The organism is Paenibacillus lentus, assembly GCF_042714055.1.
Classification (GTDB): Bacteria; Bacillota; Bacilli; order Paenibacillales; family Paenibacillaceae; genus Fontibacillus; species Fontibacillus lentus_A.
Genome location: NZ_JBHGVC010000003.1, coordinates 40,380 through 66,482, shown reverse-complemented (window position 1 = coordinate 66,482; position 26,103 = coordinate 40,380). Strand labels below are relative to the sequence as shown.

Here is a 26,103-nt window from a genome sequence, read left to right as displayed (position 1 = left end):
CAGCAGAGTCCCTGCTGACCGGCTTTTATGTAAAACTCTATCGTTGAATTAACCGCCTCGTCCATGTTCATAAGTAGTGATCGATGAGGTATTGCCGATAGCCCCTACAAATATGCTGGAGCCCAGGCTAATTACGAGAATAAACGCCATCATCCATTTTCTCATTCTTCAACATCCCTTCCATTATAATTTGATATTCATTTAACTGCTCTACGGTAGCATAAGTTCTATGGTGCTCAAATAATGGTACTATCTTCATAAAAAAAACCTGATTATTAAGTGAGATAGCATATTTGAGTGAATATATTATTTTCTCTAAACCTTTCCTGAAATCCTTTTTTCTAAAGTAATATACTGATAATTGGTAACATAAACCTAAGAATCTATCTCGACTAACTATCGGATAATAATAGTTTCCTTCCTGGTCATATAGTTCTGTACCTATATAAAAGTTCTCAAGCACCTCGTCTACAAAAAAGCCATACTTATTCGAAGCTTCAACTAAGCCTAGCAAACTTGGCAGTACTTCAAATGGATATTTCTTTACTAATTCTATATATTCAAAAATAACTGATTGATCCCCTCTTGAAATCTTCAAATTAAACTCGTTCATTTTTGCAAATAGACTAAACTTCTCGATCTCCTGTTTCCCTAACTCATTCAGCCCTACAAACCAACTAAGATCAGCGTAAACTGAGATACACTTCTCCGTCTCCTCGTATCTACCTTGTCTCTTTAATGCAATACCCTTCAGCAGATATCCTTGCCCGTAATATACTACAAACGGCCTCTCTGCTCTAAATTGGAATTCAAGGGACTTATTAAACGCTTTTTCATAATTTTTATAAACCGCTTCAGAGCTCTTTATTAATTCATCCGCATATATTTCAGCTTGTTCATTTTTCTGCAAAGTTAAATATACATTCGCTAGATATAATAAACCGTCTAACTGATAATCCTCAGGTAAACGATCACGGTAAAGATCAAAGCGTGATGCCGCCATTAAATTTGCCTCTGTATCATCTCCCAATGATAAGCGAAATAGCCGATAATGACTGATAGCCAGCCGCTCGGAATGCTGGTACTTCTCGCTCTCGATCACTACATTGTAGAATAGCCGGGATTCCTCGCGCAGTCCTTTCTCGTAAAGCTCTTCGCCAATACCAAAAATCATCGGAATGTAGTTCAAATTATCTACGATACGATCCAATACCTTTTTAATGCATTCGATCTGTCCGACTTCGGCGCAACGCAGTAAGAATGCCTTGACTCTTCTTCGGTTTGGTTGATCCGAATCCACACATTCATCGACGTATAACGGATAATAATGCCCCTCTGGCTGCTCTAATGCTTCCGTTATTAAATCCAACTGCCGAATGGCGATGGGTTTAGGAGGGTTCCCGTTTAGAATGGCGCTGAGTGTCCCGCGATTAATCCCCGAGCGACTGGAAAAACTGTTCAAAGAGTAGCCTCTACGCTCAAGTTCTTGTTCTATTATAGAACGAATCGTGGGTTCATTCGTCATTCAGGCTCCTCCTTCCTATTCAGCAACATAAAATTACATATTGCAAAGATATGTGATTCAATCTCCTATATTTTTACACATTATACGAAAATATGAACTGGTGGTCAATTAATTTTTTCTATTGTTTCATATTTATTTGAAATTCTCTGCATCTATTTCTTCAAGTTTCTTCCTAAAATACTTCTCTCCCTGCTGCTTATTGTCGGAATTGAAGCAATAATACACTTTTCCCTCCATATGTCTTGTTCCTGGCAACAAAAAGAGCCTTCCCCAAGGAAAGACTCTTATTATTCGTTAAACCTCCAGAATAGAAGGCATAATATGCGGTGCTCGGCCTACTTCTTTCATGAAAAATCTGCGCATGATTCGGTGCGTTGACCGAACCCAGTCCGAACGGCTGTATTCCTGGCGCTCTCCTTGCTTGGAGAGATTGCGCTTCAGTGTCATTTCTGCTCTCCGCAGCAGCGGGCGGGCATCTTGCATGTAGACGAAGCCTCGGGTTACAATATCAGGTCCTGCGAGGATTTGCCCTGTGTCGGCGTCAATCGTCATGACGACGATAACGATTCCCTCTCTGGCCAATTCTCCCCGCTCTTCTACAAGCTCATCCTCAAAGGTTCTCATTTCGCCATTACTAATGAACACATCCCCTGATGGAACGGTTCGGCCCTTCTTCGCACGATTGCGGTATACGGAAAGCGTCTCTCCAACGTTCATCACAAAAATGCGCTCTTCCGGCAGCCCCGTCTGCAGAGCCAATTTACGGTGGGCGAGCAGCATACGATACTCTCCATGGATCGGAATGAAATACTTCGGTCGGATTATGCTGAGCATGAGCTTCAAGTCCTCCCGGTTGCCGTGACCTGAGGTATGGATATCAATGATGGAGCCATAGATGACATTAGCGCCTGCCCGCATCAGCATATCGATGCTCCGATTAATGTTCTGCTCGTTGCCCGGAATCGGGGAAGAGGAGAATATGACCGAATCCCCCGGGTAAATTTGCACAGAACGATGCGCCCCGGAAGCGATCCGGCTTAACGCCGCGTTAGGCTCACCTTGACTGCCCGTACAGACGATCAGAACACGGTTATCCTCATAACGGTCAATATGCTTCACATCGATGAGCATGCCATCGGGTACGCGGATATAACCGAGCTCCTGACCGATCGTGAATACTTTTTCCATGCTCCGGCCGATAACGGCGATTTTGCGATCACACTGCATTGCGGCTTCCACTACCTGCTGCAAGCGGTGCACGTTGGAAGCAAAGGTCGCGAACAATATCCGTCCCTCGCATTGCTGGAACGATTCAAGAATCGCGTTCCCCACCTTACGCTCCGAAGGGGTAAAGCCTTCCCGTTCGCTGTTCGTGCTGTCAGCCAATAACGCTAGGACTCCTTCGCCCCCGACGCTGGCCATTTTGGACAAATCGGCCGGCTTATCTTCCGGCGTAAAATCAAATTTGAAGTCTCCGGTATGCACAACCGGGCCGTATGGCGTATCTACGACAACCCCAAAAGCGTCGGGAATACTGTGCGTCGTTCTGAAGAAATGGACGGCAAGATGCTGAAATGCATACCGATCATTTTCATGGAACACATGTAGCTCGGCTTGTCCGAGCAAACGGTATTCCTCCAGCTTGGCCCGAACCAGCCCAATCGTCAGCGGGCCGCCGTAAATCGGTATTTGCAGCTGGCGCAGCAGAAACGGGATTGCCCCAATATGATCTTCATGACCATGAGTAATAAACAGACCTTTGATTTTATGCTTATTGGTAATCAGGTAACTCATATCGGGAATGATATAATCGATTCCAGATAGGCGCGAGTCCGGGAATTTCAAGCCCGCATCAATGACTATAATTTCATTTTTGTACTCTACGGCGTACATATTTTTACCGATCTCTCCAAGACCGCCAAGCGCAAAAATTCGAACCGGCGGGGGAGACGATTTAGGACGTCGCTGCGTCTTCGCAGTTTTACTAGCTTCTTCATTCATTATGTGCTTAATTCCTCTCTTGCAAAATACCGGTCACCTCGCGGGGCCGGGCTTTATGATAGTATTGTATGGCTCTCTATAATTTCGTTGCTCTCTATAGTTTTTCACCATGCTTCAACCGTTCAATCAGATCAAACAGATCGCTCCTCTTGACCCTCCAATGCCTGCCGATTTTAAAAGCCGGAATGACTCCCTCGTTCACCATTTTATAGGTTGTTACCTCACTAAGCTGCAAATAATTCGCAACCTGGGCTATCGTCATGATCTCGATTTCCGAATCCATAGGAATAATCTCCTCTATAGAACATTGGTTTGTATTCAATTATACTCAATTACACTCATAATAACTAATTATTTTTCCAATCGAGTTGGAGCAGGGCGGCTAACCCCCGTCCTCTCACCTATGAAAACATGCAAGTACTTTGTCAAAATAATATTTTGAACCTATTGGGGTTCCCAGCATGGCGAGCCTGTCCTGAAAGTAGAATTCCGCTGTAAGCTGCATCGAAATGATCGTCATGATGATGAGTCCTTTGTGCAAAATCAAATGAACGGTTTTTATTTGTCTATTGTATGAAAGCAGGAGAGACTATACATTTATGATAATGATAATCATTATCTATGATACTAAATCTTTCAGGAGGATTCCATAAAATGGTGAGAAAAATGTTCCTTATTCTATTTTCAACCGCATTGATGAGTATCCTGCTGTTTGCCTGCAGCAATCAAAAAACAGAAGATGTCAGCTCTACACGTCCATTTACGGACTACAAGGGTCATGAGGTGAACATTCCGGTATCTCCGAAGCGCATTATTTTTTGGGGTGAAACATACAGCGATCTGCTAGCAATTGATGTAAATGTTGTTGGGGCTGGATTTAGCTGGATTAAGGGCTTTATATTTGAAGATAAAGTCAAAAATGTAGAGGATCTTGGCCTTCCTATCAACCTAGAGAAGGTGCTTGAACTTAACCCGGATATCATCATAACAGGAAGCACAGACGAAAAGGAGTATGAACAGTTATCCAAAATCGCCCCTACCCTCATGTTCGATACGTTCGAACAGCTGGATAAGCGAATGCTGATCATCGGTGACATTGTCGGGAAGAAAAAAGAGGCCGAGCAGTGGCTGGCACAGTATCAAGAGAAGACGGACGAAATGTGGGAGAAGCTGAAAAAGGCAGGCGTCCAACCTGGAGAAACAGCGACTGTGCTCACCTTCTACCCGGGAGACCGTTTATTCGTCATGGCGCGCACCGGACTATCACAAGTGCTCTATCAACAAGGCGGATTTGCACCTACAGGCAAGATTCAAGAACTGCTTGATGAAAACTCCGGTTTCAAAGAAATATCGACGGAGCTTCTTCCGGAGTATGCCGGAGAGCGAATCTTCATTCTAACCCCTGTCGATGAGGAAGCCAGAAGATCCACAGACGATTTGATGAAGAATAAGTTATGGAGTAATTTACCTGCAGTACAGAAAGGGCATGTGTACACCATCGATATATTGAAATCCGGCAGCGACGCGCTTACGAGAGAATGGCTGGCGGAACAAATACCGAATTTACTCACGAAATAGTGACCACTTCTTTTCTACTGAATGTGACGAGGAAGCTTTTCATCTGTTATTGAAAAGCTTCTTTGTTTTTTATACAATTATCAATGATAATCATTATCATTATTTATTTGGAATTTGGAGTTTATTACATATGAATGATCAATCAAAGCTGGCTCCCCCACTTCACTCTCTGCTCTTTTATATGTCAAATATAGAACGTATTACCCAGCCTGTTGGTTGGAAATCCGATACACATGCATCAAACGGGCATACCCTGCTCGTCATCCTGAATGGTTCCGGCCGCATGCATGTGAAAGATAACGAACTCTTTTTTGCAGCAGCGAAATGTTACTTGCTGTCACCAGGCCAACATTATCAAATCGCGAACGGATATGACAGCGGGATTTGTTTCTACCGGATCGGCTTCTCTGTTATTCGGGTTGGGAATCATCTGCATGAGACCTACACCAGGAATTTTATACCCAATCGAATCGAGTTGACGATCTACCCGAGCGCCCGTCTAATCCGCATGGCAGAGGAACTGTTTGCGGGAAGCCATGATCCAGGCGAACTGGAGACATGCAAGCAACAACTGCGTTTCCATGAGTTTGTGAATTTGCTTATCGAGCATAATTATCATTCAGAACTTCCTTCCCATTCCACCCAGGCGGTTGAACGAACGATTCAATACATGGAAAATCATTACATGGATCACATCACGGTGAAGCAACTGGCAGAATCGGCTTGCGTACCATATTGGCAGTACACTCCGATATTCAAGGAATTGACCGGCAAGCGTCCGCTCGAATATTTGACCGAATTGCGCATCAACCGCTCCAAACATTTGCTGATTCATACCGATGAACCTCTTCGTGAGATCGCCCGTCAGGTCGGATTTATCGATGAGTACTACTTTAATCGCCGATTTCGTCAAACGACAGGCATCGCACCGAAACAGTTTGCCCGTTATATGCGAAAAAACAAGAGGGTAAAAGATTGGACAGGTCATTACGTGGATATTCCCCCCAGGCCAGAACGCATTGTTTATTATGGGGAGACGCTTGGAGATTTGCTTGTTCTCGGAATTGCTCCTGTAGGAGGAACGCTTCCTTCCTATTTTGGCGCATTCCAGGAACAGCTGCAGCGTGTCGAAGACATTGGGCATCCTGTCAATGCTGAAATACTCGCAGAACTCCGGCCAGATTTGATCATTTTAGCCAGTTCCGACGAGCGGCAATACAATCAGATCTCTAAGATTGCACCTACCGTTACATTCAATTCATTTGCACCGCTTGAACAAAGGCTTCAAACACTCGGTGACATGCTGGATCGCAAAGTTGAGGCAGAAAGATGGTTGAAAGAATACAATTCCAAATCCATGAGAACATGGAATAAAGTTCGTTCCTCCATCTGCTCGGAGGAAACCGCTTCGGTTCTAGTATATGAACATGGCCGCCGACTGTTCGTAATGGGATCAGCTGGACTGTCTCCAGGACTGTACCACCCGAACGGCTTTCTGCCGGTTGCGGAAGTACAGAAGCTTCTGCATGAAGGACAAGGACATGTTGAAATTAAAGAAGCTGACCTGCCTGCGTACGCCGGGGATCGCATATTTATGATGCAGCCTGAACGTGAGGAATCGAGAATAGCCATGGAAGAATTGATGGGCAGCCGTCTCTGGCATAGTCTTCCTGCTGTACGGAACGGGCGTGTACACCTGCTGGAAGCGGCCAAATGGAATTGTGGGGATGCCATTACACAAGAGCTCCTGATTGAATCGCTGCCCCACTTACTGAACAAAACATATCGTTAATTTCAGAATAAATCCTCGAAAAAATGCCAACAAGACAGCAGTACGTCTGAAATTCCGATTCCGATATGCTTCCTTGGCCCGTGCATTCGTCTCCGGCTTCCTTCAGATTCGGCCTCGCGACCGACACCCTTGCCTTTGGCTAACGGTAGACGCTCGACTGCCCCCGTTCAAGACTTCCACCCTAAAGGTGACGCCCATGCTGGACAAACAACAACAAAGCTGACGCAGTTCAATCCTGCGCCAGTTTTGTTTTCAAACCTTATTATTTAATTGATTTGCACAAGGAATCAGTTCCGTCCGCTCCCCATAATAATTTGCCGAATTTGCTCTAATGGAGCTTTAGGTTGTCTATTATACGTCAGAAGCCCGTTGATTTCCTGCTCCACATCCGTAAGCTGCGTATAGCAAAAGCCTTGCACGACCGGAGATGAGTACATTGGCTCAACGACGTCCTTAAGCCGCTTCAAATAGTCTTCCTCACTGTCCGCACCCGAGTAGCCCCAGCCTTCCCATTCACTGGCCTTAAAGGCAATTCCGCCGAACTCTGTCACCAGAATAGGCTGGCCCGCGTAACCAGCACCGCCAACGAAGATGTTGCGGTTCGCCGGCATAGCGTTCACCGTAGATTCCACGCTTTCGTACCTCGCTTCCAGCACTTCGCGGCGGCTCTCGTAATCATGAATCGTCACCAAATCCGTCGTCATGTGTTCCCAGCCGTCATTATAAACAACAGGCCGCGTCTGATCCAGCGATTTCGTTAAATGATACATAGCAAGTCCATGCTGCTGCTGCTTGGCGTCGATTTGCACGTTCGGGATTCCCCAGCTCTCGTTCAACGGTACCCACGTCACGATACAAGGATGATTGTAGTCTCGCTTAATGATTTCCTGCCATTCACTCGTAAACTGCCGTACATAGTTCTCGGAGTAAGCATAAGCATTTGCAGCCTCGCCCCATACGAGCATGCCGATTTGATCGCACCAATACAGGAACCTCGGATCCTCCATCTTCTGATGCTTGCGTACCCCGTTGAAGCCCATTTCCTTGGCGAGCTCAACATCCCGCTTCAGGTCTTCATCACTAGGAGCCGTAAGTATGCCTTCTTCAAAATAGCCCTGGTCAAGCACAAGCCGCTGATAATAGGGACGGTTGTTCAGGCACAGTCGTCCATTTTCAATGGAAACTTTGCGCATGCCGAAGTAGCTTGTCGCCTCATCGAGAACGCGATCACCATCGACCAGTCTAAAGTAAATGTCGTATAAATTCGGATGCTCCGGCGACCACAGACGCCCAAGTCCATGCTCCGCAAAATCATGGAGATGGATGCTGCGATGCTCTTCAGCACAAAGCACTTTATACCGATCGGCAGCGATCCGTTCCCCTTGAAAAGAGACCGTCACCTCAAGTTCCAGCTCAGTCTCGCCCTGCAAGCCTTCCATAAATGTATGCACCTGAATTTCATTCCGATCAATATCCGGTGTTAGCGCAACTCGCTTCAGATGCACTTTATCCACCGGCTCAAGCCAAACCGTCTGCCATATGCCAGTTGTCCGCGTATAGAAAATGCTCGCCGAATTCTCCAGCCAATATTGCTTGCCTCGCGGCAGCGTAATATCCCGGCTGAAATCCTCCACTCGCACCGTTACCGTCTGGCTTCCCGAAACAAGCAAATCCGTGATGTCGGCCTGAAACGGCGTGTGCCCTCCTTCGTGAACTACAGCCAGCTGACCATTAACCCACACCTTCGTCAAGTAATCGACCGCACCGAAATGCAGCACAATCCGTTTTCCGCTCCATGCTTCCGGCAGATCAAAGCTTCTACGGTACCATACCACATCATGGAAATCCGGATCCCCGATACCGCTCAGCTTGCTTTGAAATACGAAGGGAACATTAATCGCTTGCGGATAAGGGGTTTGGAAGTCAGCTCCATACCACTTCTCCTGCTCCCCGATTCGATCATCATCGAAGGAGAATTCCCACTCCCCGTTTAAATTGAGCCAATCTGTACGAACAAACTGCGGCCGTGGATATTCCTCACGCGGAATAGATTGATTGTTTTGGATGCTAGTCACTGAACATACCTCCTGTTTGTGTAAAGTTACTTCAATCGCGTTATGCTTGATCACTGCAGCTATGCTCCGCCAGCTCCTTGCGGAACCGACGGCGGTAATCTTTGGGTGAGAGCTTGACCTCACGTTTGAATACCCGATAAAAATGGCGTAAATTCGGAAACCCCGTTTCATCGGCAATCGACGCGATTTTATCGTCGCTGTCCATGAGCCGTTTCTTCGCCTCTTCAACGCGAATCGCCGTCAGCCGTTCCACAAAGGTGCTGCCTGTTCGCTGCTTGAACAGTGAGCTGAAATAAGCCGGATTTAAATGCACTTGACCCGCAACCTCGTTCAAGGTAAGCGGCTTATGATAATTGGAATCGAGATAATGCAAGGCTTGCTCCACCGGGTCATGCTCGAGTTCCAGCCTGGAGTTCGCGATGCAATGAGCAAGATTCGTCAGCAGCGTACGGCACTCGATCATCAGCTCTTCACTTGAAGTAATCGAACAGACATCGAATATCAGGCTGCGGATATCCCGCTCACCCAGCCATTCCTTCGTTAAATTCAGCTTCTCAGCCGACTCGTAGAAATGAATGAGCAGCTTGCATATCTTCTGGTAAATCAGCTCCGGACTCGTCGCTTGGCGGCATAATCTGCCGACCTCTGTCTCGACGCGGCTGGCGGCTTCGTCCGCCCGGCCTTCCAAGACAGCTCGCTCCATCGCTCCCCATGACTCGGTATCGACCTCAAGATATAAATCATGATCCCGCCGGATCGTATCATAATGAAGCACTTTGTCCCCGCCGACGATAAGCCGGTAGAGCAGACTTATCTCGGCATCCCGGTAAGAATCCGAGATCGAGTCGACGCCTTCGGCTACCCGGCCGACACCGATGGTTACGGTAAGATTCGATAAGGAGGTGATTTGTCTGCGGATCGACTCGGCCAACTCAATTAGGCCATCACTGTCATCACTGCTCAAATTAACGATGGCAGCAACCTCGGAATCGGAAAGGACAAGACTATAGCCCTTCATTCGCTTATTGACCATTTCCTGCACGAATTGCCGGATATACAGCTGAAATAGCGACGGATCGGCTTTTAAATAGCGGTCTGAGCCTATAGAGCCTTTATCGAGCTTAATTAAAAAACAGCAGTAATAAGGCTGGTCGAAATCGACGCCGATTTTGCGCAGCAGCTCCACGTGATGCTGCTGCACCATTCCCCGCATTAATCCGGCGATAACGGACTCGCTGACATGGCGGCGAATGAGCTCATTCTCTTCTTGATCAAATTTGACGATAGAAGGATTGCCTCGTTCCGCCGTTTCCTCCTTCAGCTTCTCCAGAATCCGCTGGAGTTCGCTGCGCTCCACCGGCTTCATCAAATAATCCCTAGCCCCGTATCTCATCGATTGGAGGGCGTAAGTAAAATCTTCATATCCGCTAATGACGACGCACAGCATCTGCGGAAACCGCTCCTTCACTACCCGCTGCAAAGCGATGCCGTCCATCCGCGGCATGCGGATGTCGGTTAATATGACATCGGGATGCAGCACCTCCGCCCGATCCAATGCCTCGTAGCCGTCAGAAGCATCGCCGACGACCTCCCATTCCGGATCCAAGGATGCAATCATGGCCCGGAGCCCCTTGCGGAATATCTTCTCATCATCAACGATCAGAATTTTTGGCATAAGATCCTCCCCCCTTGGCTATCTCATGATGTGGAATGGAAGACGGCCGAAGTTCTGCCCTCATCACTTGAATGACTATGCTTTGCCGGAACCGTCAAGGTGACGCGAACTCCTCGATAAGGCATACTATCGATGGTTAAACCATATCTCTCGCCGTAACAAAGCACGAGACGACGGTGCACATTTAAGAGTCCATTGCCTGACTCGCCGCCTAGATCGCGAGAGTAAGCAAGCTGGCGCCGAATATGCTCCAGCTGTGCGGTGGTCAAACCAATCCCGTCATCCTCCACAGTCAGCCGCAGAAGCCCGTCTTGAATTTCCCCGGTCAGGGAGATCCGTCCCTCGCCTACCCCTTTATCCAGTCCATGCTTAAAGGAATTTTCCACAATCGGCTGAATCATAAGCGGAATGACGGCGCAGTTCATGGCTTCCTCCTCGATGTCCAGCGTGAAATGCAGCCGCTCATCGTAGCGCATCTTCTGAATCGCCATATAGCTGCGTATATGCTCGATCTCGTCCTTGAGCACCACTCCGGACTGGTGAGCGTTCAATGAATACCTCAGGATCCGGCTTAAATTGTTCGTCATTGTTGTTATTTCCCGGCTGCCCTCTAGCTCCGCATACATACTGATCGATCCAAGCGTGTTATAGAGAAAATGAGGGTTAATTTTGCTTTGCAGCGCAGCGATCTGCGCGTCCTTCTCCCGAATCTCAGTTTCATAAAGCAAATAGCCCAGCTCGCTTAACCGGGATACCATTTTATTAAAAGCGCTGCCTAGCTGACCGACCTCATCCCATTGGTTCACGGGAAAAGTAACCTCAAGCTGCCCCTTCTCCACCTTCTTCATCAGCCGGCTTAGCTTGCGGATCGGCAGCGTAATCCGATATGCCGTAAATACCGAGAACAGCATCGCCAGCCCGACACAAATGATTCCCATAATCGTTATGGAGTTGCGAACCTGCAGGCTGTCCTGCATTAATTCGGAGACGGGCACAGCCCCGACGGTAGTCCATTGCGTAAGTTCAGATGTAACATAAGAGACAAGCATTCGCTCACCGTCCAACTCCAAGTGGGTGACGCCTTCCCCCTGGAAACGAGTATCGATGCCATCTGCCCCCGCGGCCGTTGAGCCTTTGCGGATGACCAAATCCCCTTTGGCATTTGTAATATAGAGAGATTCCCTTCGTCCAAGCTGAACCTGCGCCAAAATTTTCCCCACCACTGCCGGATCTACGTCCAGTACGATATAGCCAAGCGTCTTCCCGCTGTCGAAGCTGCGCAGCTCTCTCACAATGGAGAACACTTCATAAACCGAGCCGCTTGTCGACTTAAGCTCATAGGTCGTCAGAAAGATCGGCTCCCCGAACTGTCCTTGTGTCTCCTTTATCCATTTCGCATCCTCATCCAGCTTATAAGTCGTCACATACTGGCTTTCCGGCATGACGACATAGGAAGCGCCTTTGGAACCGTATAGTGAAACGCCCATAATATCGATTCGTCCATTCAGGAATACCTTAGAAACGAAATTGTTAAGCAAACTGATCTCTTCCAGGCTTAAGGAGGCACCGGGTCTTCTTTCGGATGCTAAATAATCGAGAATGTCCTGGTATTGGTAAGGCATAAGGGATAACCGATTCAGTTCCTCCATATAGGTGTCGATATTTAACGTAATCTGCTTCATCGTCTGCAGCTGGGACTCCCCGACGTTGGCTTCCAACGTCCCCCGAAAGCTGGAAAACGCATATATGCCAAGCGCTCCAAGCGGAATAACGATCAGCACGGAATTAATGAGGATTAATTTTTGCGCCAGCTTTAGATTTCTGAGCCATTGTATTCCTCTTCGCAGTCTCGTCATTAGCTGTCCCTCACTTGCGCAAATCCGCATTGATTTTATGCACGGCGGCACCCAGCGCTTCCTCTGGCGTCTGGTATCCGTAGATCATTCTTTCGAATTCATTGATGATCCGCTCGTTAATGCTCCACTGCTTGGCATTTCTTGGCCAGTAAGCTACGTAGTTGGCTGTAGCAGCATAATCGCTCCGGTATTCCAGTCGATTGAATACTTCGGAACCAGTGAGTTCAGTCATGCTGGGAACATGCCCTGCCTCCGCCCACATATCCCCGTGCCCTACGATCCAATCGGCAAAGGTCAGTATCGCTTCTCTCTTCTCTTCCGTCATCCCCCGTTTTTTGGGAATGGAAAGGTTGTGGGAATCTCCCCAAACAGCTGGGCGATCATACAGAGTCGGCATGGGAACGACCCCGAAATGAAGTCCCGTTGCTTTCTCAAAGGCACCTGTTCCCCACATTCCTGTAATCAGCACCGCCGCTTTTCCGTCGTAAAACAACTGAAAAGCATCGTTGATGTTAGAAGGTATCAGCTTATCTTTATATAAGTCATTCACAAACGTAAGTGCCGTTAAAGCAGCAGAGTTGTTGAATACGGCTTGCGTACCGTCTTCGCTATAGAACTGCCCGCCGTCCATCATCTGGTTGTACAGGCTCCACCATAACCAGACGGAATCAATTCGCGTGCTCGGCTGGGCAAGGGGAGCAATATCCGGGGGAACCGTTCGCCGAATTTGCTCCAGGAAAGCCTTAAACCCGTCCGGCCCTTTCTGGATGACGGGTCTTCCTGCCTCATCCAGCACTCCGGCCTTGGATAACCAGTCTTTGTTGTAGTACATCACTAGAGCATGCGTATCGAGCGGTACCCCGTAATACTCATCCTCATATAACACCGAACGTAAAATATTCGGATTGAAGCGTTTCCAATCGATACCGATATCTTTTGCCTCCGTCGTCAGTTCCTCTACATATCCGTTCTGGACAAACTGCGGCATGATCGTGGAATGCACGATGGCCACGTCCGGCGCATTGCCTGAGAGCACGGCCGTTTTCAAACGAGAATAATAATCGTCAAGACGCGAATTTTTCTGGACAACCTGAATCTCCGGATGCTCCTCGTTAAACCGTTCCACCATCTCAGTCATGAATTGATTGTCCCCGCCGCTAAAAGGCGTCCAATATTCCAATCGAATCACATGAGGTGACTTGGGTATAGACTCGGCTCCCGGGTTCTGTTCCGCGCATCCAGGCAGCAGAAGCAAGAGTAATGCCATTGTCATTAAGCTGACCGTTATTCTACTGCGGTAATTATTCCGGCGATGTCTCTTCATATTCACGTCTCCTAACGACACAGAAAGTTACAATCTAGTTAGCGATAATATCCATATAATCGAGGCTCAAATCTCCCGAGGCCTCTGTGATCGTAATTTCATTATCACCTCTATGCAGCTTTCCTTCAAACACAACTTCTGTAAAAACATTTCTCCCGGTGGATGGAATCGTTAGCCTCGTCTCCTTGCTTCCATTGACCTTTAATTGGACGGTTTGCTCGCCGTCCCCGGGATTGGAAATACCGAGAATCAGACGGTATTCTCCCGAATGCGGTACGATAATCGAACGGAATGACGCCGACGAGCCTTGTTCGTTCTTTAGCTTCATAACTCCTTCGCCGGAGGCGGAAGGATCAGCACCAACGGCATCTCTCAGGCCCGAGGACGCTGTCTCGGCTTCGTACCTCGTTATCTCAATCGCCTGAATCGCTTCGATGATCTTGCTTTGTTCTTCCTCATCATTACTGCGAAGTACAAGCTCATTAACTCCGGCTTCAAGTCGGACACGCCCGTAAGCATAGCCTATTTCACCCGGTTCAGTCACCGGCAGCTCCAGCGTGCTCGCTAGAGTTTCGTTCACCCATGCCTCAAGCGAGCGGGAATGCTCCGTTTCGTTACGGTAATGGACCAGCAGCGGCACTTCTGTCTGCCCAGAAGCCGAAATTGACCCAAACCTGATACGTTCTTCATCCCGCTGGGCATATTTGGCCTGGTACACCCCTGATCCTGCTGGCAGAGGAATTGCCGTCTCCAAAGAGAGCGGTTTGCCAAACTCCGGCAGCCCCTGCTCGTTCCAGCTGATACGCTGGGCACGTGCCTTGCGGTTGTTCCAGCCGTCAGTGGCACTGGTCGTCCCGTGATAAACAATCCAATCCTCGGTTCCATCCGGTGACTTCACGAAGGAGTTATGCCCCGGACCGTATACGCCCGCCTCCTCATCCATGGTTAGGAGCGGCTCAGCCGATCTTTGCCAGTCCTCCGGCTGCAGCGGATTTCCACCCTCTTTCAGCGTCAGGAGACCAAGGCTATAGAATGGCGTCCAGCTTCCTGCACCGGAATATACGATAAATACGCGGCCCTCCCGGTAAAGTATGGCTTGCCCTTCCTGGATATAGGGCGGGCCGCCAGCCATTTCCCAATCCAGGTCGGGCGTTGACAGTAACACCCTTGGCCCGCTGATTGTCAGCGGATCGCTCATCGGTGCGATATACGTGTTCTGCCGAATATTTTCGTTTCCTTCCCAGCCGGACCAGACGAAATAGAGCTGCTCCTCATGCTCCATCACCAGGCCGTCGATGGCCCATTTATTCGTCTCATCCGTGATTTGTCCTTTAAACTCGTATTCACCAAAAGGGTCGTCTCCGACCGCTTCCAGCGCGTACATCCGGTGGTTCTCGTTCTGCCCGTCGTCCGCCGCAAAATAGATATACCATTTCCCGCGGATATACTGGATTTCCGGAGCCCAAAGGTTAGCTGAATACATCGTATCGATCGGCGGATACCAAACGACCTTCTTCTGAGCCTGCTTGAAATCCAGCGTTCGCGATTTCATGACCATGACGTCCGTTCCGTTATGAGTGAACGTCATGTAGTAATATCCATCCTTGTATACAACACTTGGATCGGGTGTATCCATGTCGATCAGCGGGTTTTTGAACGTGCCTCCATGGCCGTTATACTTCCCGTTAGCGGAACCGCCGCGGCTGCCTGTGTCTCTCATCGTAATCACTCCTACTATGACGATGCTGGCGATGCCTAAGAGCAAGGCCGTCATATAAATCATCCTGCGTTTACGTAATAATCGGCTGTCTCTCATGGACTTCACCTCATAACTAGCCATGAACCTGCTATTGATTTGTTTTGTTATGCTCTGGATTACTTGATCGCGGACTGCGTGATCGCCTTAACGAAGGATCGCTGCCCAAGAATGAAAATGATAACAACCGGAATAGCGGCTGCCGCCGTCATCGCCATCAGCTTGCCGTACGATTGGGTATAGCTTCCCTGAGCCATCATGGCAATCCCTGCTGTAATGGTGCGCATTTCCGGTGAGGTTGTGGCATACAGCGGCCAAACGAAATCATTATAAATCCCCATAAATGTAAAAATGAGCAAGGTGACCATAATCGATACTGAGGACGGAAGCATAATACGGGTGTACAGCTTCCATTTGTTCGCCCCGTCGATCCGCGCGGCTTCCTCGATGTCTTTCGGAAAGGAAATAAAGAACTGATACAGCAAGAACACACCGAAAGCTCCCGCCGTATAAGGCAATATGAGTGCTGCGTACGTATTGATCAAACCGAGTGCGTTAAACTCCATATACATCGGCAAAAAGGTCAGGACGCCGGGAATCATGAGTGAAGCAATAAACATCGATAACAGCGTTTTGCGCAACGGAAGATCCTTCAGCCGGGCCAGCGCAAATGCCGCCATGGAAGCGATCAGCAGCACGATCGCCGTCCCGGCGATTCCGACCATCAGCGAGTTCGTGATCCATTGCAGGATCGGAACGTTCATCAATTCTCCGCTAAAGCCTTTGATATAGTTGTCGAAGGTCGGCTTCAGCGGAATAAAGTTCATTTTTCCGGACAATGCTTCAAAGTCGTTCTTAAATGACGTCGATATCATCCATACCAGCGGCAGCAGGAACACAACGGCAATCACCGAAGCGAGAAGAACAAGCAGCAGCGTCTTGATCCGTCTCATGCTCATGACTCTTCCCCCTTATTTCCGTATGTCAGTCTGAATTGCACAATCGATATGATCATAATGAGCAGCGCCATCAATATCGCCATGGCCGAAGCGGAGCCGATTTCCTTACGGATAAACGCCTGATCCAGCACATTGATCAGCAGCACCTTCGTGCTGTCCCCCGGGCCGCCGCGGGTAAGCAAAAACGGCTGGGCGAAGACGTTAAACGAAGCGATTGTGGACGTGATCATTACGAACAGCATGACTGGTTTAATAGAAGGCAGCGTAATGTGTATAAATTTGTCCCAAGCATTGGCCCCGTCCAGAGAGGCTGCTTCATAGAAATCCTCGGGCACTTGATTCAAGGCATTAATAAAAATAATCATATTGAAGCCGATCGTCCACCACAACGTGGTCGTAATAAGCGATACCCAGGCCCACGGCTGATCGGTCAGCCACGGAATAGCAGGAATGTTCAGCTTCATCAGCAGGCTGTTCAGAAATCCCGAATTCGTATCGAAAATCATCAGCCAAATCACGGACATGACCGATGCCGATAACGCATACGGCAAGAAATAGAACGTGCGGAACAAGCCGCGGATTTTTCCCGGAAGATGCTGTATCAGCATCGCGAGCCCAAGCCCGACAACGATGAGCAGCGGTACGGAATAAATGACGAATTGAATCGTATTCCAAAGCCCGTTGAAGAACAAACTGTTCAAATAAGTGCCCGGTGTAAAAATCGTTACATAATGCTTAAAGCCTACAAAATCATGTTCCGGAGACAACAGCTCGAAATTGTGCAGGCTAATATAAACGCCATATAGTATCGGAAACAACAAGAAAGCAGCGAAACAAATGAAATAAGGCAGTACAAACAAGGATGATGTTAATTTTGAGTGCCAGCTTTTTACCATAGATTATCCCTCCCGCCCTGGGGCATTGCATCAATTGCCTAGAAAATCGAAGGAGACGAGAGAGCAGCTGCCGCCAATTTCCCGTCTCCTTCTGAATTCATTTCGGGTCGTTAATTTTTCATGGCCTGCCGTGATTTAGCTACGGCATCGTCCATCGCTTTCTGAGGATCCTTCTTGCCTAACAGGGCGTTGTTCAGTTCACCCCAGATCGGCTCGGAAATCGTGCCCCAATTAAGTACATTCGGTGCAAATTGAACATCCGCAAAGCCTTTGGCAATGTTGCTCTGAACTTCAAGCTTCTGGAACTCTTCACTCTCTACCATTTTCTTGGAAGCTAGCGCCTGACCGGATTCAGCCCATTCAATCGAATTATCTGTTACATATTTCAGGAAGTCGCCGATGCCTGCCAGCTTGGCCTCGTCGGTTACTGCCTTAGGAATTACGAAGCCATGAGAACCGGCATATGCTGCTGCTTTGACGTTACCGATTTGCGGAATAGGTGCTACGCCATAATTCAAGCCAGCTTCATCAAACTGTGACTTCATCCATGGACCGTTGAATTGAATCGCGTTTTTGCCTTGCAGGAACAAGGTATTTTCTCCATCCTGCTGAACATTGCCCGGGGAATAACCTTGGTCAACGAGGCTGCGCATCCAGGACACCATCTCTACCGCTTCAGGAGAATTGTAAGCTACATCGCTGCCATCCCAGAGCTCGCCGCCATTTTGCCATACCAAGGATGGGAAAATGAACTGCTGCGGCCACAGCGTAGGAAGCACATAGCCATATACACCCTTGTCTTTATCGGTCAATTTAGCAACGGCATCCTCAAACTCGGCACGATTGGTTGGAGGTGCATTAATGCCTGCTTTTTCAAACAAATCTTTGTTGTAATACATGATGACTGGGTGAATATCGAGAGGAATGGTATACCATTTGCCATCGATCGTCGAATATTCGACCGGAGCTTCGGCGTAATCCTCTTTGCTGATTCCGGATGCAGAGGCAATATCATCCAGCGGCAATAACTGATCTTTATCCACATAAGTCGGTACATTATCCACGTGCATGATCATGAGATCTGGACGTTCTTTCGCTGTACTGAGTGCCACGTCAAGCTGCTTGTAGTACTCTCCGTTCGGCTGAATGACGAAATTGACCTTGTATTGATCCTGAGAAGAATTATATTTATCTACGATCTTCTTCATGAACGGGCCATCCGCTCCAGAGAATGGACTCCAGAACAAAATGCTCGTCGTTTCCTTGCTCTTGCCGCCGGAAGACTCTCCGCCATTCCCTGCGGCAGAGTTACCCCCGCCATTGGAGTCCTTGCCGCCGCAAGCTGCCAGCCCAATGACTAAAAATAGCGATAGAAGCAGCGCAGCCGGTTTTCTTAACTTTTTCCCCATCTTGTTAACCCCCTAAATGTCTTAGTTGCCTGTTTCTTGCGATGCTTGTTGCTTGATGCTGATGGTGCTCTTGTGCTGTTGTGCTCTTGGTGCTGTTGTGTTGTTGTCCTCTTGGTGCTGTTGTGTTGTTGGTGCTGTTGGTGCTGTTGTGCTGTTGGTGCGAAATGTTTAATCACTTGCTTGGTTTCATCTTATCGGGGATCGAAATCCAAAAACATGTCATATCTTTAGGTGGTAGGGTCAATTTTTTGGGAATGCCAAAAACCTCGCCGCATCAGCAAGGTTCATACATTTGACGTTACTTTGAGTGCACATGTGTGATGAAGTCAGTAGTAGTAATAGTAGAGAGTTGTTGCTTTGTGCAAGATTGCACTCGGCAAGTAGCAGCAGTTACTCGGTACGGGAAAATGACGCTGATGCACAGGAGGGTACTCGGTACGAATAGTGACGCAAATTCACAGGTAGGGTACTCGTACGGAAAGTGACGTTGATGCACAGGTAGTCGGTGACCACCAACGCTATTCAACTATAGTTATACGGAGGCAAAAACAAACGAAATTCAACCTTGTCGGCTGCTGCAACAAACTTGAACGAAAAATTGTACAGCAGCGCTCACGAGGTGATCGGTCGCAGGGGTTTTGAGCGAAAAATCGTACAAAGGTGCTCCGAAAGCGGCTGTCGCAACGAATTTGTACGATAATTCGTACAAAGGTGCTCCAAAAGCAACCGCTGCAACGAATTTGTACGTTAAATCGTACAATGACGCGGCCGAAAGCAGCCCCTGCTGGAATTTTGTACGATAAATCGTACAAAATCAAAACGGCCACCAAATGGTGACCGCTTTCCTCTCTATTACAAACATACGATTATTTCACAGCGACATAGAACAAACGGGCGGCGTCTTCCACGGCCTCAACCCATTCGAAATCGGCGAAGATGGACACTTCCCTAAAACCGCAGCGAAGCAGCTCGCTCTTCATCCATGCCGGATCATAGGCCCGCTGAATATGCGTTTCTTCAAACCGGCGGTACATATCGGCCCCACTGCTCTCTTCCCGAGCAAAGATGGACAAATAATGCTGGATTTCATCTCTTGCCGCATCGCGCTCGCAGGTCCAAATATAGGATACCGAGCGCTCATCGCAAATGAATGGCTGTTCCTCATCATAACGCTTCAGCGTGTTGGGATGATGAACATCAAATAGGAAGGTTCCTCCGGGTTTAAGCCCATCATACGTTCTTTGGAACGTACGAACGATATCCTCTTTCTCCAACAAGTAGTTAAGACAATCGCAAAAGGAAATGACGGAGTCGACCGGCTCCGGCACTTCCCAATCTCTCATATCCTGCTGTACCCAGCGGACGCTCCCCTCGCGGAACAGCCGTACTCCCTGGGAAGTTCCTTCCATTTTACGGCGCGCTACAGCGAGCATGTCCGCGGAAAGGTCTATGCCTGTTACTTCAAAGCCCGAATTTACCAAGGGAATCGTAATGCTCCCTGTACCGCAGCCCAGCTCTACAACCGTTCGCGGCATGCCTAACCGTTCCCAAGCGGTTCGCGCAAAACGAAGCCAATCCGGGTAAGGCATGTCTTCCATCAATTCGTCATACACATAGGCAAATTTACGATAAGATGCCACGCTGTCACCTGACTTTCTGCAACCCACTCAAATGCTGCTATGTTTCTTCCTCTTACCGCTCAATCCATTCTACGCCTGATCATTCCCGGCATCTTTGGCATCCCGCTCATTCGCATTCGCTTCATCCGCTTTCGCCAAATAGGTCCAGTTCTCCTTCTGGGTAACCTTGCCTTCCTTCATCAGCTTGCCGAGCGCACGCTTGAACGCGGATTTGCTGATGCCGAACCGCTGCTTGATCAAATCCGGCGGCGTCGTATCGGAATAAGGCATTCCTCCGCCAGGACGATCCTGCAAATACGCCAAAATCCGCTCGGAATCTTCGTTCCGCCCAATCTCCTTGCGCGGAGCCATGGACAAGTTGACTCGCCCGTCTTCACGGATATGGGCGATGCGTACCCTGACCCGCTCCCCAAGCCGGAGCAATCGGCTCCGTTCAGAGGAGTGAATCATGCCAATCACTCCAAAGCCAAGCACGCCGCCTTCGACAATGACGAAGGTGCCCATTTGCAATGGCTTGTACACGATAGCTTCCGCCCACTCATTCTTCCATGTCGTCGGGGCGTGAAACGTCTTAGGAGCCAGCTCCTGCTCACCCGCAAGCTTGGCCTTCAATCGGCCCTGCTTATCATGCTCCATGATGACAAATACGGTATCGCCGACCTGTGGATGCAGCTCCCGCAATTCAGGCAGCTCCCGAATCGGCAAAAGCAATTGACGACCGAGTCCCATTTCGAGGAAGCAGCCAAGACGGGGATGTACGTCCGCCACCTCCAGCAATGCCATCTCGCCTAACGTTAAATGAGGCTTCTTCATCGTTGCCGCGAGGCGGTCTTCCGTATCATAGAACAGAAATACCTCTACCGTTTCTCCCGGCTTCACTTCACGGGTCAGCTCGGAATAGTGCAGCAAGACATCCTGCATACCGTTAGTCAGAAAGTAGCCATAAGGCGAGACCTCGCGATCAATGGGAAGAGATACAATGGTACCAGCGATCAGACTCATACGGTCTCCACGACTTTAGCGTCCGACCAAAGCCGCTCGATATTGTAGTATTCCCGTTCATCCCGATGGAAGATATGCACGATGACGTCTCCAAGATCCATCAGAACCCAGCGGGCGGTATCCATTCCTTCGATTCCCCGAATATCTACGCCTGCTTCCTGAGCGCATTTGCGAACTTCTGTCGCTATCGATTGAACCTGAATATCTGAATTACCATGACAAATGACAAAATAATCCGCAATGAGCGATATGCCCTGCAAATCCAGCGCCACTATGTCCATGGCTTTTTTCTCATCCGCCGCTTGCACGGCCAAATCTAACAATTGTTTAGGTGAAATCGGCATTCATATGAACCTCCTGAATCCATTTTAAAGTTTATTTACGACCTATTTGTCCAATTAAATCGTTGCGTGCCAATACGGTCATCGGGAAAATTCGCTTTCGCTTCTCGATTAGAAAAGATATCGTCGAATCCAGCCCTGCTACGAGCGCTTCCTCCAAGCTATGCTCGGCCAGCTCACGAATGCGATCCACGCCCGGAAAATCCCGTCCCGGCTCAATGTAATCGGCAAGACAAATGATTTTGTCCAGCCTGGTCATTCCAATACGCCCCGACGTGTGGTATCGAATCGCATCGAGCACCCCGGAATCCACTACCCCATACTCCTGCTGCGCTACAAAGGCTCCAACCTCAGCATGAAGAAGCTGTTTATCGTAATCAAGCAGCTCCATATTAAGCTGATGATCACGGATCACGGCCTCCTGCTGATCGATCGGCCAATATTTAGCCACGTCATGCAGCAAAGCGGCTAAATCGGCTCGCTGCGGATCTTCCCCGTAGCGTTGGGCTAGCGCTACTGCGGATTCCATGACACCTAACGTATGTCCCCAGCGTCGCTCAGGCATTTGACCGGATACTACGGCCATTAATTCTTCACGAGTGTAGTCCATACAAACCGCTCCTTGTCATATAATCATACACTGTATCCGGAACCATGTACCTTATGGAGTGACCTGCGGTTAATCGGCTCCGGATCATACTTGACGAAATATCGACCAGAGGCATCTCCGCGAGGTAGACGGCATCTTGTATGAACGGCGGTAAAGTGTCAAGCTCCAAAAAGCTCCCCGGTCGCTGTAGTCCGATGAACTTCAGCATTTCCGTCAGCTCGTCTATGCCTTCCCACTTGGGAAGATAGTTGACCATATCGGCGCCAATAATGAAGTAAAACTCCATATCGGGATATTGCTTTCGCAGCTCTTTGATCGTTTCGACCGTGTAAGAAACACCACCCCGGCGCAATTCGATATCAAGCGGCTTAAACGCCGGATTGCTGCAAATCGCTTCCGTTACCATTGCAAGGCGCTGCTCCCCGCTGACACCGGATTGATGCTTATGAGGAGGTGTATGTGAAGGCATGAACCATATTTCCTCCAGCTCAAACTGCTCACGGGCTCTTTCTGCGGCCAACAGATGGCCGAGATGGATCGGATCAAATGCGCCTCCCATAATGCCGACTTTCTTCATTCCTATCCCTCCCGGCTCAGCCTAAGGCAGCTCGATTTGTTTATAATCCCGCGATTCCTTGTACAGCACGATCGTTCTGCCGATGAGCTGTACGAGTTCGGCCTTTGCTCCCTCAGCCAGCTCAGCAGCGATTTCCTGCGGATCGTCCAGGTTATTGTTGAGAATCGAAACCTTGATTAATTCGCGACGTTCCAGCGCTTCTGAAATGTGGCGAATAACCTGATCATTCGTTCCGCCTTTCCCCACTTGAAAAATCGGTTGAAGATGGTGCGCCAAGCTGCGCAAATAACGTTTTTGTTTTCCCGTAAGCATCTAAATACAAAACCCCTTACCATTCAAATGTACTGCTTATTTAAAGTTGAGATATATAAACAATCATTATACCTGCAAACTGTTCAAGACAACGGTGCGCATCGCTTCAATCGGCGCAGGACGGCCTGTCCAATACTCGAAAGCATATGCACCCTGATAAACGAACATGCCGAGCCCATTATGAATGCGGCAGCCGATCGACTCCGCCCTGCTTAGCAGCTCGGTCTTTAGCGGATTGTAAATCAAATCGCTCACGACCATGTGGGGCAATAGAAGCTCTGCTGAAATCGGCAGCTCGTCCATTTTGGGATACATGCCGACAGACGTCGTATTAATGACAATATCGATATGCTGGTTTTGGAATACCTGAGCCAGCTCCTCCATGCCGCAGCAGCGGATTGTCCCTAAATGAGCCCACTCGTCCGCAAGCTCCTGAGCCTTCTGCACCGTTCGGTTAACGATGATCACACTCGCCGGCTTCTCCTGCAGCAGCGCATAGACAATGCCTCTCGCTGCCCCGCCGCAGCCGACAACAAGCACATGCTTCCCCGACAAATCAGGAACGGCCTCTTCCTTAAGAGACCGAATATACCCTATGCCATCCGTATTGTAGCCAGTAAGAATTCCGCCATCGTTTACAATCGTATTGACCGCGCCGATTTCCTTGGCCGCTTCATCGATTACGTCCACATAGCTCATGACATCCACTTTATGAGGCACGGTAACATTAACGCCGCGGTAGCCCAGAGCGACAATCCCCCTGATGGCATCCTCGAGTCGCTCCTTCCTAACGTGCAGGGGCACGTATGTGCCTGCCATCCCTACCGCCTGAAGCGCTGCGTTATGCATCGCCGGAGACTTCGTTTGAGATATCGGATCTCCCATGACGCCAAGCAGCATCGGCAGCTCGCCAGGCCCCTTCCTCTCATTACCCATTTTCGTCCAACCTCCTCTATCCAACCTTCGTTAAATCAATGAAGGACGAACCATGACTTTGATCCCTTTTGGAACATGGACAGCAACCACCGAACCCGTCTCACCATTGATCTTGATCCAGCCTAGTCCCGAAATGAACACATCCGAGCGGCTGCCCTTTGGAATTCGAAATTCATGCCGCGTCCATGCCGGAAGCTTGGCCAGATTCTCGCGAGTGGGCGGAGAAAGCAGCTCGCCGCCATGTGTCTCGAACAGCTCATCCGCTTTCTCCAGCTTCGTCCGGTGAATCGGAGCCCTTCCGCTAACGAAGCAAGTAAACGATTGGCGCTCGCCTTGAATGAAATCAAAGCGCCCAAAGCCGCCAAAAAACAAGCTCTGTCCTTCGTTCAATTGATATACGGCAGGTTTAAGCGGCTTATCCGGCAGTATCGCGCCTAAATCCTCCGGACTCACGAGCTCGCTGTAACGGGACGGGTACATAATTCCCGGTGTATCTATGATAGAGTGACCATCATCCAATGGAATATGTACCATATCCAACGTCGTTCCCGGGTATCGAGAAACGGTAAGCTCCTGATCCAGATCGCTGTAATCGCGAATTAAACGGTTGATTAACGTCGATTTCCCCACATTCGTCGCGCCGACCACATATACATCGCGGTTGCCGCGGTATTCGGCCACAGCATCCAGCAGGCGATCAAAGCCGCTGCTCTGCTTCGCGCTGCAGAGAACGATGTCCTCCACCTTAAGACCGGCTTCCTTTGCTTCCTTCTGTACCCAGTTGCGGACTTTATTCCAGTTGGTCACCTTGGGCAATAGATCGATTTTATTTACCGCCAGCAGTACGGGATTGTTGCCGATAAACCGCTGCAGGCCGGATATGATACTGCCCTGGAAATCAAAAATATCCACAATATGAATAACCAGCGCCTCTTTGCCGCCGATTTGGCTGAGCAATCTCAAGAACTCATCCTGCTCCACCGTAATGGAAGAGGATTCGTTATAATTTTTAATCCGGAAGCAGCGCTGGCAAATCACGATCTCCTTCTGAATCGCCTGCGCCGGAATGTATCCCGGCTGATCCTTATGCTCGCTCTGCAGCTTAATGCCACAGCCGCTGCAGCGTTCGGCGTTTAGCACGCCCTGTTCCTCTCTCACTTGTTCTCCTCCTCCAGCCATAATCCGCTCTTATGAAGCCGGCGCTTGACGATTCGTTCCAGCCGGCGGTTAAACCTTGTCCCGAAGCCTTCCTCGGTAACAGCGATTGGAAGCACCAGTACCGTGAACAGCCCTAATCGGTTGCCCCCGAATACGTCGGTCATCAGCTGGTCGCCGACAACGATGGCCTCCTTAGGGGCTAGTCCCATCATGCTGAGCGCTCTGCGGAAGGGAGAGCCTAACGGCTTTCTCGCCGCATGTACAAATTCGATATTTAAAGGGGTAGCGAACTTCGACACCCTGTCCAGATTATTGTTTGACACAATGACGAGTTTAAACCCGAATTTCTTCACTTTTTCAAACCATTCGACGAGTTCGGGCGTCGCTAATGGAGCCTTTGCTCCAACAAGGGTATTGTCCAAATCCGTAATAATTCCACGGTACCCTTGCGCGTAAAGACTTTCCAAGTCAATATCAAATACACTGTTTACTCTTAGCTTCGGCAAAAATCTCTCAAACAAATACGTTCACCTCGGTTTCATACGACAAACTATACCACAATCTTCCCCCGACTTCCTTATATTTTAAAAAAGAAAACGCCCCCGTTGCAAGCGCACTCGGGGACATTTCAGAAGAACGTGCAATTCCTTCTTATTTTGAACAAAAGTTCGTCATTCTACT

Annotated in this window: 22 protein-coding genes; 2 read left to right on the top strand and 20 right to left on the bottom strand. The window is 48.9% G+C overall.

What is annotated here, in order from left to right:
- Positions 1-127 precede the first annotated feature (127 nt).
- From ACE3MQ_RS07080 to ACE3MQ_RS07070, 3 genes are all read right to left on the bottom strand, one after another.
- Positions 128-1,525 (bottom strand): helix-turn-helix domain-containing protein, encoded by a 1,398-nt coding sequence (locus tag ACE3MQ_RS07080; RefSeq protein WP_379391919.1) that lies wholly within the window; start codon positions 1,523-1,525, stop codon positions 128-130.
- 294 nt (positions 1,526-1,819) lie between these two features.
- On the bottom strand, positions 1,820-3,526 hold the full coding sequence (gene rnjA / locus ACE3MQ_RS07075) for a ribonuclease J1 (protein ID WP_379391918.1): 1,707 nt from the start codon (positions 3,524-3,526) through the stop codon (positions 1,820-1,822).
- Positions 3,527-3,620: 94 nt separating this feature from the next.
- Positions 3,621-3,809 carry a helix-turn-helix domain-containing protein gene (locus ACE3MQ_RS07070; RefSeq protein ID WP_110932038.1) on the bottom strand — a complete coding sequence of 63 codons (189 nt, stop codon included), beginning with the start codon at positions 3,807-3,809 and terminating at the stop codon, positions 3,621-3,623.
- Between the two features lie 371 nt (positions 3,810-4,180).
- Between ACE3MQ_RS07070 and ACE3MQ_RS07065 the strand changes: the two genes are divergently transcribed.
- Positions 4,181-5,104 carry an ABC transporter substrate-binding protein gene (locus tag ACE3MQ_RS07065; RefSeq protein ID WP_379391917.1) on the top strand — a complete coding sequence of 308 codons (924 nt, stop codon included), beginning with the start codon at positions 4,181-4,183 and terminating at the stop codon, positions 5,102-5,104.
- Between the two features lie 130 nt (positions 5,105-5,234).
- Positions 5,235-6,896, top strand: coding sequence for an ABC transporter substrate-binding protein (locus ACE3MQ_RS07060; protein WP_379391916.1), 1,662 nt, complete (start codon positions 5,235-5,237; stop codon positions 6,894-6,896).
- A 287-nt stretch (positions 6,897-7,183) separates the two neighbouring features.
- Here ACE3MQ_RS07060 and ACE3MQ_RS07055 read toward each other — a convergent pair whose 3' ends face one another.
- From ACE3MQ_RS07055 to ACE3MQ_RS06975, 17 genes are all read right to left on the bottom strand, one after another.
- A complete protein-coding gene (locus ACE3MQ_RS07055) occupies positions 7,184-8,971 on the bottom strand; it encodes a glycoside hydrolase family 2 protein (protein ID WP_379391915.1) in 1,788 nt (595 codons plus the stop codon).
- 40 nt (positions 8,972-9,011) lie between these two features.
- The gene (locus ACE3MQ_RS07050) at positions 9,012-10,646 is read right to left on the bottom strand and encodes a response regulator (protein ID WP_379391914.1); all 1,635 of its coding nucleotides are present in this window, start codon (positions 10,644-10,646) and stop codon (positions 9,012-9,014) included.
- 23 nt (positions 10,647-10,669) lie between these two features.
- Entirely contained in the window at positions 10,670-12,502 is a 1,833-nt protein-coding gene (locus ACE3MQ_RS07045) for a cache domain-containing sensor histidine kinase (RefSeq protein ID WP_379391913.1), read from the bottom strand.
- A gap of 10 nt (positions 12,503-12,512) precedes the next feature.
- On the bottom strand, positions 12,513-13,826 hold the full coding sequence (locus tag ACE3MQ_RS07040) for an ABC transporter substrate-binding protein (protein ID WP_379391912.1): 1,314 nt from the start codon (positions 13,824-13,826) through the stop codon (positions 12,513-12,515).
- A 34-nt stretch (positions 13,827-13,860) separates the two neighbouring features.
- Complete coding sequence (locus tag ACE3MQ_RS07035; RefSeq protein WP_379391911.1) at positions 13,861-15,642, bottom strand: family 43 glycosylhydrolase; 1,782 nt, start codon at positions 15,640-15,642, stop codon at positions 13,861-13,863.
- A 59-nt stretch (positions 15,643-15,701) separates the two neighbouring features.
- Positions 15,702-16,541 (bottom strand): carbohydrate ABC transporter permease, encoded by an 840-nt coding sequence (locus ACE3MQ_RS07030; protein WP_379391910.1) that lies wholly within the window; start codon positions 16,539-16,541, stop codon positions 15,702-15,704.
- Positions 16,538-17,437, bottom strand: a complete 900-nt coding sequence (locus ACE3MQ_RS07025) for a carbohydrate ABC transporter permease (RefSeq protein ID WP_379391909.1) — start codon at positions 17,435-17,437, stop codon at positions 16,538-16,540. Before ACE3MQ_RS07025 ends, ACE3MQ_RS07030 begins: the two co-directional genes overlap by 4 nt.
- 110 nt (positions 17,438-17,547) lie before the next feature.
- Positions 17,548-18,846, bottom strand: a complete 1,299-nt coding sequence (locus tag ACE3MQ_RS07020) for an ABC transporter substrate-binding protein (RefSeq protein WP_379391908.1) — start codon at positions 18,844-18,846, stop codon at positions 17,548-17,550.
- A gap of 866 nt (positions 18,847-19,712) precedes the next feature.
- Positions 19,713-20,486, bottom strand: a complete 774-nt coding sequence (locus ACE3MQ_RS07015; RefSeq protein WP_379391907.1) for a class I SAM-dependent DNA methyltransferase — start codon at positions 20,484-20,486, stop codon at positions 19,713-19,715.
- A gap of 69 nt (positions 20,487-20,555) precedes the next feature.
- Positions 20,556-21,488, bottom strand: coding sequence for a CvfB family protein (locus ACE3MQ_RS07010; protein WP_379391906.1), 933 nt, complete (start codon positions 21,486-21,488; stop codon positions 20,556-20,558).
- Positions 21,485-21,832, bottom strand: coding sequence for a ribosome silencing factor (gene rsfS / locus ACE3MQ_RS07005; RefSeq protein ID WP_379391905.1), 348 nt, complete (start codon positions 21,830-21,832; stop codon positions 21,485-21,487). Before rsfS ends, ACE3MQ_RS07010 begins: the two co-directional genes overlap by 4 nt.
- Positions 21,833-21,863: 31 nt before the next feature.
- On the bottom strand, positions 21,864-22,439 hold the full coding sequence (gene yqeK / locus ACE3MQ_RS07000) for a bis(5'-nucleosyl)-tetraphosphatase (symmetrical) YqeK (RefSeq protein WP_379391904.1): 576 nt from the start codon (positions 22,437-22,439) through the stop codon (positions 21,864-21,866).
- Positions 22,423-23,016, bottom strand: a complete 594-nt coding sequence (locus ACE3MQ_RS06995; RefSeq protein ID WP_379391903.1) for a nicotinate-nucleotide adenylyltransferase — start codon at positions 23,014-23,016, stop codon at positions 22,423-22,425. The genes yqeK and ACE3MQ_RS06995 overlap by 17 nt, the downstream gene beginning before the upstream one ends.
- Positions 23,017-23,037: 21 nt before the next feature.
- The gene (yhbY, locus tag ACE3MQ_RS06990; protein WP_379391902.1) at positions 23,038-23,328 is read right to left on the bottom strand and encodes a ribosome assembly RNA-binding protein YhbY; all 291 of its coding nucleotides are present in this window, start codon (positions 23,326-23,328) and stop codon (positions 23,038-23,040) included.
- 66 nt (positions 23,329-23,394) lie between these two features.
- Positions 23,395-24,264, bottom strand: a complete 870-nt coding sequence (aroE, locus tag ACE3MQ_RS06985; RefSeq protein WP_379391901.1) for a shikimate dehydrogenase — start codon at positions 24,262-24,264, stop codon at positions 23,395-23,397.
- Between the two features lie 30 nt (positions 24,265-24,294).
- Complete coding sequence (gene yqeH, locus ACE3MQ_RS06980) at positions 24,295-25,443, bottom strand: ribosome biogenesis GTPase YqeH (protein ID WP_379391900.1); 1,149 nt, start codon at positions 25,441-25,443, stop codon at positions 24,295-24,297.
- Positions 25,419-25,943 carry a YqeG family HAD IIIA-type phosphatase gene (locus ACE3MQ_RS06975; RefSeq protein ID WP_379391899.1) on the bottom strand — a complete coding sequence of 175 codons (525 nt, stop codon included), beginning with the start codon at positions 25,941-25,943 and terminating at the stop codon, positions 25,419-25,421. The genes yqeH and ACE3MQ_RS06975 overlap by 25 nt, the downstream gene beginning before the upstream one ends.
- Between the last annotated feature and the right edge of the window lie 160 nt (positions 25,944-26,103).